Genomic DNA, 12,367 nt, shown 5'->3' on the forward strand with positions numbered 1-12,367 from the left:
GCAGTGGTCCTGACTGCAGGACCGCGATGATCAGCAGGCTCCACTTGTCGCCGACGCGGTCGAGGGTCTGGCGGATGAAGTCCATGTGTTCGGCAGGAATGGCCGCACACGGCCCGATCGCCGCCGCTCCTGCTGCCGTCTCTCGTTCCGCGGTCGTCTCCATGACGCACATTCCTCTCCGGCACGCACACCGATGTGCCTTTTGTATCGCCTCCCATGCTGGTCCATCATGGCGTTACGCACAAGTCGTAAGTAATGGAGGCGCGTGATGAAGGTGGAGATCTGGTCCGAGGTGACCTGCCCGTGGTGCGGGCTGGGGAACCACCGGGTGGCCAGGGCCGTCGAGCGGTTCGAGCACTCGGACGAGGTGGACCTGGTCCACCACTCGTTCCCGCTCAGCGGCAGCTTCCCGGAGGGGCGCACCTTCTCCGTCCGTGAGGCCCTGCTCCGCCAGCACGGTATCGGCGGCGACCGGGCCGAGGCCTCGACCCGGCGGATCGAGAAGCTCGCCGAGAGCGAGGGCCTGACCCCCTACCGGGTGCTGGACAACGAGGTCGGCAACACCGATCTGGCGCACGAGTTCCTCGCCCACGCCAGCGCCCAGGGCCGCAACCGCGAGGCCTGGGACCTGATCTTCGGGACCTACTTCGGCAGGGCCGAGCCGGTCTTCTCCCCGGAGGACCTGCTGGGTCTGTCCGACGAGCTCGGCCTGGACCGCGAGCAGACCCGCCAGGCCCTGACCGACCGCCGCTACCGCCGGCAGGTCCGCGACGACGCGGCCCGCGCCCAGCGCCTGGGGGCGGCCGGTGCGCCGTTCATCGTCGTCGACGGCCGCTACGGCGTGCCCGGCGCCCAGGACAGCGACAGCCTCCTCGAGCTGCTGCGCACGGCCTGGGACGACAGCCCCCCCCTGACCCTCGCCACCGCCGGCGGCGATGCCCCGGTCTGCGGACCGAACGGCTGCGCCGTCCCCGAGCGCGCCTGATCCACCCCCTGAACTCACCCCTGCACTCCTCGAAAGGCACTGCGATCACCATGAGCACCCTGCTGGTCCTCGGCGGCAGCGGCCGCACCGGCGCCCACGTGCTGGAGCATGCGGCCCGGCGCGGCCACCTCGTCCGCGCGCTGGTCCGCAACCCCGACGCGGTGCGGGCGCCGGCCGGCGTCGAGCTGGTCCAGGGCACCCCCGCGAACATCGACGACATCCGCCGGGCCGCGAAAGGCACCGAGGCGGTGATCAGCGTGCTGAACAACGCCCGCGCGTCCGACAACCCGTGGGCCAAGCCGGTCAGCCCGCCGACGTTCATGGCCGACGCCGCCCGCGACACCCTCACCGTCATGGGCGAGCAGGGCATCCGCCGCATCGTGTTGACCTCCACCCAGGGCGCGGGCGACGACTGGGCTCGGCTCAACCCGCTGGTCAAGGCGTTCATCACGCTGTCGAACGTCAAGGTGGGCTTCGACGACCACACCGGCGTCGACCAGGTCGTGCGCGCCTCGTCCGACGTCGACTGGACCCTGGCTCGCGCCGTCGCCCTGACCGACAAGCCCGCCTCCGGTCCCGTGCGAGCGGCCGAGGCCGGCACCGAGAAGCCCGGCACGACGATCAACCGCGCCGACCTCGCCCGGTTCCTCGTCCAGACCGTCGAGGACGACGCCTGGATCCGCCAGGCGCCCCTGGTCTGGAACGCACGCCGCTGACCCACTCCGTGATCCGCATCCGCCTCATGCGCAACAGCGCTCCGAGCTCGGATGCGCCGTCCGTCGATCGCGACGCCGGACCGGAGTGACCTGACAGCAACCGGCACCCCACCTCCCGAGGAGCGCGAGGACACCAGCATGACCAGCACACTCAGCGGCAAGACCGCCCTCGTCACCGGATCCAGCCGCAGCATCGGCCGGGCCATCGCGCTCGGCCTCGCCCGCGAGGGGGCCCTGGCCGCCGTGCACTACGGACGCGACGAGCAGGCCGCCGAGCAGACCGTCGACCTCATCGAGAAGGAGGGCGGCCGGGCCTTCGCCGTCGGCGCGGAGCTGGGCACGCCCGGCGCCGTCGACCAGCTCCTCCACCAGCTGGAGGCAGGACAGCGCGACCACACCGGGGAGGCCGTCCTGGACATCCTGGTGAACAACGCCGCCGCGACGACGCCCGCCGGCAGCGCCCCGGAACAGGTGCCCGCCGAGCAGATCGACGAGATCTTCGCGGTCAACGCCAAGGCCCCCTTCTTCCTCGCCACCGACCGGGCGCGCTGGATCACCGGAGCCGCCCTCGACGCCACCGGCGGCAGCCTCCTCGGGGCGCAGCCCGCTCCGCCCCGTCCCGGCTCTTCCCCTCTCCCCGAAGGAGTCCACCGCTGATGAACGTCTTCCTGTGGATCGTGCAGGTCGTACTGGCCGGCATGTTCGCCATGGCCGGTGTCATGAAGGTCGCGCAGTCCAAGGACAAGCTCGTCGAGAAGCTGCCCTGGGTGGCCGACTTCTCGGCCGGCACCGTCCGCTTCATCGGCATCGTGGAACTCGCCGGCGCCCTCGGGCTGATCCTGCCCGCGGCCACCGGTATCGCCACCGTGCTGACGCCACTGGCCGCCGTCGGCCTCGGAGCGACGATGCTGCTCGCCGCGACGTACCACGCCCGGAAGAAGGAGTTCTCCGCGATCGGCTTCAACGCCGTCCTGCTGGTCCTCGCCGTCCTGGTGGCCTGGGGCCGCTTCGGCCCGTACGGCCTCTGAAGCCGCCCGTCACGAGAAAGAGAGTTCCCTGGATGAATGCCGGACAGGTCGACGCCGATCGATCCTCGAAGAAGGCTCGGTTCATCAAGCTCGGACCGGGCGAGGCCCTGGAGACCCGCGTCGACATCGCACCGCTCTACCTGCTCAAGGCGGGCGCCGCTCACACCGACGGCCAGTACTCGGTCCTCGAGGTGTCGGTGGGTCACGAACTCCCACTCCACATCCATGAGACCGCCGACGAACTCTTCTTCCTGTTGGACGGCACGCTCCGGGTGACCTTCGACGACGAGCAGCACGAGGTCGGCCCGGGCAGCTTCATGTTCCTGCCGGCGGGGGTTCCCCATGCGATCAAGCCGCTGGGGGAGCAGGGCCCCGGCAAAGTCGTGATGGGTGGGTCCTGAGCTGCGGTGATGTGGGGGGTGGGGGTGGGTGCGGACACAGGCTTGGCGTGATCATGAGGGTGTCGAATCCTTGCTCACGTCAGGAAGCCTGTGTCCGCAGTGTCAGTGTCTCCGATCGTTGCTGCTCTGGAAGGCCTGGAGGTCGGTCCTGACGCGGGGAGAGCCGCGCCGGTCGGTGAGGCGGCGGGGTTGTCGCTGGTGGAGGCCCTGTCGCGAGTGCCGGACCCGCGGAAACCACGCGGTGTCCGCCACGGTGTCCTCGCGGTGTTGCTACTGGGGGCGTGCGCGGTGTTGGCGGGGGCCCGGTCGTTCACCGCGATCGCCGAGTACGCCCATGACGTCGGCCGCGCCGTGCTGGACGTGCTCGGGGTGGGCGCGGTCGCTCCGCACGAGTCGACCATCCGCCGGGTCCTGCAACGGGTCGACGCCTCGGCGCTGGAGGCGGCGTTGCAGTCCTGGGTGTTGCCCCAGCTCAGCGCCCAGCCGGCGGCGGAGGGCACACCCCGGCGAGAACAGCGTCGCGTGCTGGCCTTGGACGGCAAGACCCTGCGCGGCGCCCGCGTCCGTGCCGCCGACGGCAGGGTCTGGCTTCCGCATCTGGTGTCGGTGCTCGACCAGACCAGCGGTGGCGTGCTCGGCCAGGTTCAGGTCGCAGAGAAGGGCAGCGAGATCACCGCGTTCACCGCGCTGCTCGACCCCCTCGACCTCGACGATGTACTGGTCACCGCGGACGCTCTGCACACCCAGCGAGCCCACGCCGACTACCTACACCGCCGCGGCGGGCACTACCTGATGACGATCAAAGCGAACCAGCCCACGCTGCTCGCGCGGGTACGGGCGCTGCCCTGGACCCAGATCGGCGTCGCTGATCGTCAACGCGGGCGTGGGCACGGCCGCGTCGAGACCCGCACGATCAGCGTGGTCAGCCTGCACCCCTGTCCCGACCTGGGCGCAGAGTTCTTCCCCCACGCATCCCAGGCGATCAAGCTGGTGCGCCGGCGTCGCCCACTGCGGCCTGGCGGGAAGTGGAGAACCGAGACCGCCTACGCGATCACCAGCCTGACCAGCACCGACGCCGATCCAGGACTGCTCGCCCGCTGGATCCGTGGGCACTGGTCGATCGAGAATCGCCTGCACTGGGTCCGTGATGTCTGCTTCGACGAAGACCGCGCCACCGCCCACACCGGTCACGCCCCGCAGGTCATGTCGGCGTTGCGGAACCTCGCGATCACCGCGCTACGCCTGCACGGCGTCAGCAACATCGCCGCAGCACTCCGCCACCACGCCCGCGACCCCCATCGACCACTGACCACCTACAAGATCATCTAGCGACTTTGCCGGGGCCCTGACGACCAGATACAGACTTCGAGGGCTACACGCGGAGACCGCGAACACCGCTATTCGCTTTCCTTCGACATCTCACGCCTGGCCCGCCGCTTCTTTATCGCACGCACGATTGTAAGCGTCAGAACTACTCCAACTTGCATATGGAACATTCCCTGCTTCCACAGGACGTGAATATTTCCGACCACGAACTGAGTGCATACCCAGATCGCCAGGCCAAGCCATGCCCCACGAAGAGCAAAGGAAAGCCGCTTCACCACTTCATGTTCAGAAATACCATTCTGCATGCCTGTACTCCCAGATCAGCACGCCGCTACAGCGCCCGTAAGCCCGCCGCCGATCCCGCCACCAACAGCACCAATAGCTCCTCCGGGGACGGAACCGGCAATAGGAATCGTCACTGCCCCCACAGCAGCCCCGCCAAGCCCAACCGTCGTTGCCCCAGAGACAGCGCCACCAGCAATACCGGCAGCGCACTTCCCCCAGTCCTTCCACCACCCATAGGGAACGGCTTTGTCTCCTGGACTCTGATCATGAGATGACGGAATCACTCGAACAACCGAAGGAGACACCAGTTCATACTGCAAACGAACAGTCCCACGCTGATCGCTCGAAGCCGTCGAGGGGAGAGTTTCGAGAGTGTCGTTCCCGAGCTTCAGGGTCGTAACACTTCCCTGCTTTACGAAATGAACTTCAGGCGACACTTTCAGCAGCAACGTTTCGCCATCAGCCTGCGCCGTGTAAGTAAAATGATCCGGACTGGGCGACAGTGATGCAAAGCTATTGCCAACCTCGGCCGCCCCCTCGGCGAAATGCGCAGATTCAGCCGAAGCGATCCCAGTGGCCGACCCCATCGCAACAGCGACAGTCAACACAGTCCCGATAACACGAGACGCACACGCGAACTTCTTCGTTCCCATGACCGCATGGGAACACACCCCCCCCCGTTGGTCAAGAAGCATCCTTCGGCGTAATCATGTGAACACGCTCAGCCACTACGGACAGATACACCCAAACCAGCTCAAACCACCCACTCCCGTCGCAGTCAGTTGACCTTGACCTTTACCTTTTCCAAACCATGGAACTACGTACTGACGATCATGGCCGCTCCGCGACCACCTGCCGCTGGGTCGGGCTGGCGCCCGACACCTCGACCGACCGTCAGCGAAGCAGGGTGGTTGAAGTGTCGGGCGCCAGCCCGACCCACCGGGCACCACCACCACAGGTCCACCCGCCATGACCGACCGGACCCACCCCCGAAGCGCGTCAATACCGCCTCTCAGGCGCTTCCAGCCAGGTCAAAGCCCCATCAAAGCCGATCAGCACGTCTCCTCACCCGCCCCCGGCGTCCGTCACAGGGCCACCATCAGCCCGGCACGACGACCCGAGAGCCCCCAGGCCCGAACCCCCGGAGATGATCTATGCAAATCCGGGGAAATCCGGGCCGCTAATAAGCAAATCCGAGACCCAAGACGATCTCCAGCGACAGGGTCGGGCACCGACCCAGACGATGCCCGACCTCTCACGACAGCGCGGCACCGAACCTAACCTCAACCACTCACACCTAACGTCCAGCAAACGCAACAGTCAGCCGCTCCACCCGCCGAAACAGCTCGCCGCACGAATCAACAATCCCACCCCCCCAACACTCGCCTGAAATCGCGGAGCCAGTCGCGCCAACACCGTGCTCAGCCCCGGACTGGTCCTAGCGCAAAAGGGTCTGCATCCGTAACGCTCACAACCGCAGCCCTCCGGCACCACAAGCAGCAAAAGAGAGGCCGGGGGGACGCTCAGCAACATCTACGGAACACCGCAACCTGGGGCGCCGGTAAGGGAGTTGTCACCAGCCGCAAACGAGTCGATCATTGCTGGTCAGCGGGTTTATTTTCGGTGAGGTTGCGGTAGAGGGTGGCGCGGCTGACGCCGAACGCGGCTGCGATCTGGTCGGCGGTCTGGCCGGTGTCGAGGGCGGCCTGGGCCGCGGCGAGCTGGTTGGGGTCGAGTTTGCGGGGTCGGCCGGGCAGTTTGCCCGTGGCTGCGGTGGCCTCGCGGGCGTGGGCGGCGCGTTCGCGCATGAACACTCGTTCCATGTGTGCGAACAGCGCCAGTAGCGCGACGGCGAGTTCGGCCATCGGCGAGTCGTCGGTGGTGTCGATCGGGATCGGGTCCTTCAGGGTCTTGATCCCGATGCCCTGCTCGCGCAGCTCGTGCACGACGTTGAGGCATTCGCGCAGATTGCGGCCGAGTCGGTCGAGGTTGGTCGCGATGATCGTGTCGCCGGAGCGGGCGTAGCGGCGCAGCTCGGTGAAGCCGGGCCGGTCGATGGTGGCGCCGGTCTTCTTGTCGGTGTAGATCCGCTCGTCGGGTATGCCGTGGTGGCCCAGGGCGTCGAGCTGTCGTTCGAGGTCCTGGTGTGTGGTCGAGCCGCGGGCGTAGCCCAGTTCCATCACGTCACCGTCCTGGCCTGGTCCCGGTCGGCATCCAGGGCGGCGGCGATCCGCGGGTCGGTAATGGCGGACTCGCCGGTCATGATCGTCTCGTTTCCTCCCGCAACTGTCTCATAAGTTTACCATGTGGCCGTGTTTCGAGGCGGTGTTTCGACGTTAGATTGTGAGACAGCGTGACCTGGGGTGATGTCGATGTCCGAACTCGCCTGCACGCTGTCGCGGAACCTTGGTTTCGAGACCGGCCAGTCAGCCGCTGGAGGCGGCGGCGGCCAGGCGCAGACGGGCGTCCATGTTCAGCCGCACCTCGCCGTAGGGCAGCACGTGCGCCCAGAACAGCGGCGTCAGCCCGCGCCGATCCTCAGCGGTGAGCGCGTCGTCCCACTCGGAGCCAGCGAGCAGGTCCTGGATCATCAGGGTGTTCACGTACACCAGGGCGGCCTGCAAGATCCGCAGGCACAGCACGCTCATCTCCTGCTCGTCGCGCCGGTTGGTGGCCAGGTCCCCGCCCTTGCCGTAGAAGATGACCGCGTTGGCCCGATTCCACGACTCGACCACGTTCAGGCCCTCGTGGATCTCTCGCTGGAGTGCCCGGCTGTGCAGGTAACGGGCCAAGAAGATGGTCTTTTGCGCCCGGCCCAGCTCGATCATCGCCTGGTAGGTCGGGTGCGCTGCGTTGGCCTTCATGAATCGCCGCAGGATCGCCTCGGTCGAGGCGGTGCCCACGCGGATCGCGGTGGCGTACTTGAGCATCTGGTCGTACTGCTCAGCGATGCGGTCCCACCGGACCGGGCGGGTCATCGCCGGTGCCAGACCCGGCCAGGCGTCTGGCTCGCCAGCAGCCGGGCGGTACAGCTTGACCTTGTTGATCCGCTTGATCCTCGGCAGCAGGTCGAACCCGAGCAGCTTCGTGATGCCGAACCCGATCTCGGACTGACCATGCGTGTCCACGTAATTGGCCTCGACCTGCATGTCGGTGCCATGCCGGATCGCGCCGTCGACCATCGCGTGCACCTCGGAGGCCGAGCAGTTCAGCCGCTGCGAGTGGATCACCACGGAGCCGCGCTCGACGTGCCAGTAGATCAGCACCCCTCGGCCGCCGTAGCGGGAGTGCCACTCGGTGAAGATGTTCTGGTCGAACGCGCCGAAGTGAGTCGAGTCGCTGGCCACGGCGGTGGATCCGTCGCCCCACAGTGTCTGCTGGCGGGCGGCGAAGGTGGCGTTGGCGATCTCGATCGCGATCTGCCGCGCGGCCTCGGTGCTCAGGTAGCGGCGCCGGGCGTAGCGAATCTCGTCCTCGGAATGCCCGTGCTCGCCGCCGGCGACCGCACGGATGCCGGTGTTGGTGCCGTACCCGTAGATAGCCAGCAGCAACCGCTCGGCCAGCACGTGCTCGGGCAAGGTGCCGCGGTCGGCGACCGAGGTCACCGCCGACAGGCAGCCGGTGCGCAGCACCGCCTCCTTGAGCATGTCGATCAGCGGCACCGTGCCCCACCGGGCCTGCACAGCCTGCTTGAGCCGGCGCAGGTTGCGCGGCTCCGGCGAGGCCTCCAGCGGGGCCAGCTTGACCGCGCCAGCCGCGCGGTCGCTAATCGACAACCAATCGCAGCCCGGCAGGGCGGTGTGCAGGGCCTCCAGCTCGGCGCGCATCTCGGCTTGCAGGTCGGCGATGAACTGGCTGGGGTCCAGCGGCTTGCGCAGCGCCTGGTAGTGCTCGACGCGATGGTCCTCGAAATCGGTCGGAAGGTCTTCGGCCGGGTTGCGCCAGGTGTCCGCGCCGACGACCCAGATTTCCTTGCACCGCAACTGCTCGCGTAGCGCCTGGAAGGTGCACACCTCGTAGACCATGCGCACGACCCGTTGCCGGCGGCGCTTGTCGTCCTTGTAAACCAGCGCCTCCCAGTCCTCGCTCAGGCCGCGATGGACCGGGATGTGCTCGCCGGCCGGGTAGTAGTGCAGGTTCCCGGCGCTGGCGTAGCGGGTGATCAGCTCCAGCGCGTCGAGCACCGGCCGGTGGGTGGTGTTGTTGCTGCGGAACTCCAGCACGTCCAGCAGCTTGATCAGCCCAGTCCGGTAGTGGTTGGTGTAGGAGCCCTTCAGCGTGGCCTTCACGGTGCGCTGGTAGGTCGGCCCGGAGGACTTGAACTCCGCGATCAGGTCGGCCAGCACGGCCTGCGGCGCGACCGGGAACACGGTGTCGCGCACGAGCTGGTCGCCGGCGTTCACGGTCGCCTCGGCGACCCGGAACAGCAAGTTCTCCTTGCCGGTGACCCGCTTGAACTCCTTGATCAGCTCCTTGGTCACCCGGACCTCGGCGCGGGCGTTGATCCGGTGCACGGTGGAGATCAGCAGCTCGACCAGCGTGTCGGTGATCTCCCGTTCCCGGCAGTGCAACAACGCCGCCAGCAGGGCCAGCGTCACCTCAGGCGCGTGTCCGCGCAGGTGGCTGGGCGCCTCGACCGCCGCCCGCGCCCGCCAGGCGGCGACCACCTTCGGGGCGATGTCGGCGAACACGCCGGCTGACAGGCCGACCGCCCGTACCGCTTCCAGCTTGGCGATCTCGGTCAACATCGTGTTCAGGCTGACGTTGCCCGGATCGGACCGGATCGAGGCCAGCACCGCCGGCCCGTCACCGTCCCCGCCGGGTTGGCCGTCGTCATCGGCACCGGCCGCGACCAAGGCGAACAGCCGAACGCGCACCGCCTCGGATAAGCGGATCGCCACCCGTGCGAACAGCAGCTCCTCGCCGCGGTGCAGCGCCGAGCGCACGATCCGGTCGACGCGGCCGCCGGTGGGCGGCTCGATACGTTCCTCCCGGCACCGGTCCAGCAGCTGGTCACGGACACGTTCAGCGCCGCGCTCGGTCTGGGTGACGGTGGTGACCAGCCACTCGGTGAGCTTGTCGGCGTCGGCGACGCTGCACTCCCGGAACCCCAGTGTCCGGCGAATCTGGCTGCGATGGAACTCGATCGTGCGGCCGGACCAGTCGTAGAACGCCAGCTCGGTCACCGGCACACCGACCTGCCGGGCCACGTAGTCCACAGCGGCGTCGGGGATCTCGCTCCGGCTGCGGGGAAACCGGCCGTGCTCGGTGTAAAAGCGCAGCAACACCGCGAACCCGAGCCGCGTCGCGCCACGCTTGCCGGCCACCATCGCCAGCTCGGCCTCGACCAGCGTCCACCGATCGATCAGTTCGTCCTGACCCAGCTCACGCGCCACGCACGGACGCTACTCCCACCCCCCGGACACCGCCGCGACCAGAGATTCAGGGTCAAGCCCCCAGCGCTCGTTTGCGGCTGATGACACGATCCTTACCGGCACCCCGACATCAGCGCCACCGAGCTGTGCCGCCGGTTGGGCATCCACCGGAACCGGCCGATCGAGATCGTGTCGCGTCGGTTCCCCTGCTCGACCCTGTTCGGGTTCTGGGTCAAGACCAAGACCGTCGACCTGATCATCCACTCGCACGACCTGTCCGCGACCCAGCGCGACCACAGCATCCGGCACGAGACCGGACACATCGTCGCCGACCACACCGGGCAGACCACCCCCGAGCACAGCGAGATGCTGCGCATCCTGATGCCCACCCTCGACCCGGACGCCGTGGTCACCTACCTGGCCCGGACCGGGCACTACGTCGGCGCCGAATGGGAAGCCGAGACCTTCGCCCACATCCTCACCGAAGCCGCCTACACCCGCGCCCGGCAACGCGGGCGAGGCTTCTTCGAAACCGGGCTGTCCGGCCCTGTCCGCAGCATCTAGACAGCACTAGACGCCTTCACACAGCGACGATCGACAGGCAGGACGGTTCATTGGGATCGCTCGGCGGGATCATCCTCTGGGTAGCACTACTGATCTTGACCGGCTGGCGGTTGGCCGTCCTCGCCCGCGCCGACGAGCCCGCCGACTGGCACAAGGCCGTCGCGCTGCTGTTCGCGATCGCGGCCGCGTCGAACACCTTCAGTCTGCCACCGGTCAAAGCAGCGCTCGATACCGTGACACCCGGCCTGAGCTACCTGTGCGGCTACGTCCTGCTGGCCATCATGTACAGCGGCTTCGTCTACCTGTTCGCATCCGGCGAGAAGGCCCGGCCCCGCTGGGTGCGGTCGTTCCCCACCCAGCTCTCCATCGCCCTCGCCGTGTCCGCTGTCGTCGCGGGCCTGTGGCTGGCCACCCCCGCCGCCGAGCGCGCGACCCGGCTGCTCGACCTCGGCCGCCAGGACACGCCACTGCCCTACCTCGGGGTCTTCGTCCTCGGCAGCTACCTACTCGCCGCCAGCGCTCTCTGCGCCGCTCTGGCCTGGGGAGAGTCCCGCTACACCGTGCGCTGCGCACGCGGCGGCTACACCCTCGCCGGGATCGGCATGGCCGTCACCGGATTCGGCGGCGTCATCCTCCGTGTCCCGCTCGTCGCCGCCGCTTGGGCCACCCACACCCCGATCACCGACGCCGCGAACCTCCTACCACGCATCCTCAACCTCGCCGGGATCGCGCTACTACTGATCGGCCTCGGCATCGTCGCCGCCCACGACTCGGTCGAGCCCCGGCGGGCGTTCCTCGCGCTGCGACCGCTCTACCGAGCGCTCTGCGCTGTCTATCCGAAGCTCGCGCTCCGACCACCGGAGTCGTTCACCCGGGAACTGCTGCTCAGCAACGCCGAGATGCGTGACCGGTGGCCGCACCGCGCGATCGCCTGCCAAGACGGCCTCCTCCCCGTCGGGGCGCACGTCGCCCCCACCGACACCCACACCGACACGGCCCTCGACATCGACGAACAAGCCCGGCTCGTCCTGCTCGGTCTCGACCGCGCCGCACGCGGCGACGACCCCGGGAACCCCGACCAGCCCTGCCGCTTCGCCGTCCCAGCCGACGCCCACAACGTCGGCTTCGACAGCGAAGTCGAACACCTCATCGCCCTGTCCCGCGCCATCGCCCGCCAACAGAAGAAGCAGGCGCCGAGCCCCGACCGGGTCATCCGAAAAATCGGATGACCCCCTGCCCACCAGCACAAACACCCACCCAGGAGACTCACGTGTCTGTCGTGAAGATCAACGCCATCACCGTCCCCGACGGAGCCGGACCGGAGCTGGAGGCCCGGTTCGCCGCCCGCTTCGCTCAGGGCTGCATGAACGAGGTGCCCGGGTTCCTCGGCTACGAGCTGCTCCGCCCCGTCGCGGGCGACACCCGGTACTTCGTCTACACCCGCTGGGAGCACGACGCCGCCTTCCAGGCATGGCGCACCGTCGGCGCCGCGGCCGCGCACTGCGACAGCGACAGCGACCGCCCGCAGGTCGGGACCGGCGCTGACCTGCTGGAATTCGAAACCGTCCCCCTCGGAACCGCATCTGACACAGCACCTGGGACGGCATCTGAGGAAGGGACCGCGACCGCATGACCACCGCCACCGGGCTCCGTGTCCTCGCCGCCACCGGCGCCGCCGCGCTCACGC

12 protein-coding genes are annotated in these 12,367 nt (G+C 68.2%); 9 read left to right on the top strand and 3 right to left on the bottom strand.

Annotated elements, in window-relative coordinates; genetic code table 11:
* Positions 1-268 precede the first annotated feature (268 nt).
* From KPL57_RS57970 to KPL57_RS57995, 6 genes are all read left to right on the top strand, one after another.
* Positions 269-985, top strand: coding sequence for a DsbA family protein (locus KPL57_RS57970; protein ID WP_226358593.1), 717 nt, complete (start codon positions 269-271; stop codon positions 983-985).
* 50 nt (positions 986-1,035) lie between these two features.
* Complete coding sequence (locus KPL57_RS57975) at positions 1,036-1,701, top strand: NAD(P)-dependent oxidoreductase (protein ID WP_226358594.1); 666 nt, start codon at positions 1,036-1,038, stop codon at positions 1,699-1,701.
* Positions 1,702-1,839: 138 nt separating this feature from the next.
* A complete protein-coding gene (locus KPL57_RS57980) occupies positions 1,840-2,358 on the top strand; it encodes an SDR family NAD(P)-dependent oxidoreductase (protein ID WP_226358595.1) in 519 nt (172 codons plus the stop codon).
* The gene (locus KPL57_RS57985; RefSeq protein ID WP_226358596.1) at positions 2,358-2,729 is read left to right on the top strand and encodes a DoxX family protein; all 372 of its coding nucleotides are present in this window, start codon (positions 2,358-2,360) and stop codon (positions 2,727-2,729) included. Before KPL57_RS57980 ends, KPL57_RS57985 begins: the two co-directional genes overlap by 1 nt.
* Before the next feature lie 32 nt (positions 2,730-2,761).
* The gene (locus KPL57_RS57990; RefSeq protein ID WP_226358597.1) at positions 2,762-3,130 is read left to right on the top strand and encodes a cupin domain-containing protein; all 369 of its coding nucleotides are present in this window, start codon (positions 2,762-2,764) and stop codon (positions 3,128-3,130) included.
* Between the two features lie 105 nt (positions 3,131-3,235).
* Positions 3,236-4,459, top strand: a complete 1,224-nt coding sequence (locus tag KPL57_RS57995; protein WP_226351754.1) for an ISAs1 family transposase — start codon at positions 3,236-3,238, stop codon at positions 4,457-4,459.
* A 317-nt stretch (positions 4,460-4,776) separates the two neighbouring features.
* Here the strand turns inward: KPL57_RS57995 and KPL57_RS58000 are convergent, their stop codons facing one another.
* From KPL57_RS58000 to KPL57_RS58010, 3 genes are all read right to left on the bottom strand, one after another.
* A complete protein-coding gene (locus KPL57_RS58000) occupies positions 4,777-5,394 on the bottom strand; it encodes a hypothetical protein (RefSeq protein ID WP_226351895.1) in 618 nt (205 codons plus the stop codon).
* Between the two features lie 942 nt (positions 5,395-6,336).
* On the bottom strand, positions 6,337-6,921 hold the full coding sequence (locus tag KPL57_RS58005) for a recombinase family protein (protein ID WP_226351896.1): 585 nt from the start codon (positions 6,919-6,921) through the stop codon (positions 6,337-6,339).
* Positions 6,922-7,167: 246 nt separating this feature from the next.
* A complete protein-coding gene (locus KPL57_RS58010; RefSeq protein WP_226351132.1) occupies positions 7,168-10,137 on the bottom strand; it encodes a Tn3 family transposase in 2,970 nt (989 codons plus the stop codon).
* Between the two features lie 168 nt (positions 10,138-10,305).
* Between KPL57_RS58010 and KPL57_RS58015 the strand changes: the two genes are divergently transcribed.
* Genes KPL57_RS58015 through KPL57_RS58025 form a run of 3 tightly spaced genes read left to right on the top strand, consistent with a single transcriptional unit; the run spans position 10,306 to position 12,313 of the window.
* Positions 10,306-10,680, top strand: a complete 375-nt coding sequence (locus KPL57_RS58015) for a hypothetical protein (protein WP_226351899.1) — start codon at positions 10,306-10,308, stop codon at positions 10,678-10,680.
* Positions 10,566-11,909 (top strand): MAB_1171c family putative transporter, encoded by a 1,344-nt coding sequence (locus KPL57_RS58020; protein ID WP_308252870.1) that lies wholly within the window; start codon positions 10,566-10,568, stop codon positions 11,907-11,909. Before KPL57_RS58015 ends, KPL57_RS58020 begins: the two co-directional genes overlap by 115 nt.
* Before the next feature lie 41 nt (positions 11,910-11,950).
* Positions 11,951-12,313, top strand: coding sequence for an antibiotic biosynthesis monooxygenase (locus KPL57_RS58025; RefSeq protein WP_226351901.1), 363 nt, complete (start codon positions 11,951-11,953; stop codon positions 12,311-12,313).
* Positions 12,314-12,367: the final 54 nt, after the last annotated feature.

Source organism: Pseudonocardia sp. ICBG601, assembly GCF_020496245.1.

Excerpts from the sequence above, each read along its gene's own strand:
- KPL57_RS58000 (WP_226351895.1), bottom strand. The coding sequence starts at position 5,394 with ATGGGAACGAAGAAGTTCGCGTGTGCGTCTCGTGTTATCGGGACTGTG.
- KPL57_RS58005 (WP_226351896.1), bottom strand. The coding sequence starts at position 6,921 with ATGGAACTGGGCTACGCCCGCGGCTCGACCACACACCAGGACCTCGAA.
- KPL57_RS57970 (WP_226358593.1), top strand. The coding sequence starts at position 269 with ATGAAGGTGGAGATCTGGTCCGAGGTGACCTGCCCGTGGTGCGGGCTG.
- KPL57_RS58020 (WP_308252870.1), top strand. The coding sequence starts at position 10,566 with ATGGGAAGCCGAGACCTTCGCCCACATCCTCACCGAAGCCGCCTACAC.
- KPL57_RS57990 (WP_226358597.1), top strand. The coding sequence starts at position 2,762 with ATGAATGCCGGACAGGTCGACGCCGATCGATCCTCGAAGAAGGCTCGG.
- KPL57_RS57975 (WP_226358594.1), top strand. The coding sequence starts at position 1,036 with ATGAGCACCCTGCTGGTCCTCGGCGGCAGCGGCCGCACCGGCGCCCAC.
- KPL57_RS57985 (WP_226358596.1), top strand. The coding sequence starts at position 2,358 with ATGAACGTCTTCCTGTGGATCGTGCAGGTCGTACTGGCCGGCATGTTC.
- KPL57_RS57980 (WP_226358595.1), top strand. The coding sequence starts at position 1,840 with ATGACCAGCACACTCAGCGGCAAGACCGCCCTCGTCACCGGATCCAGC.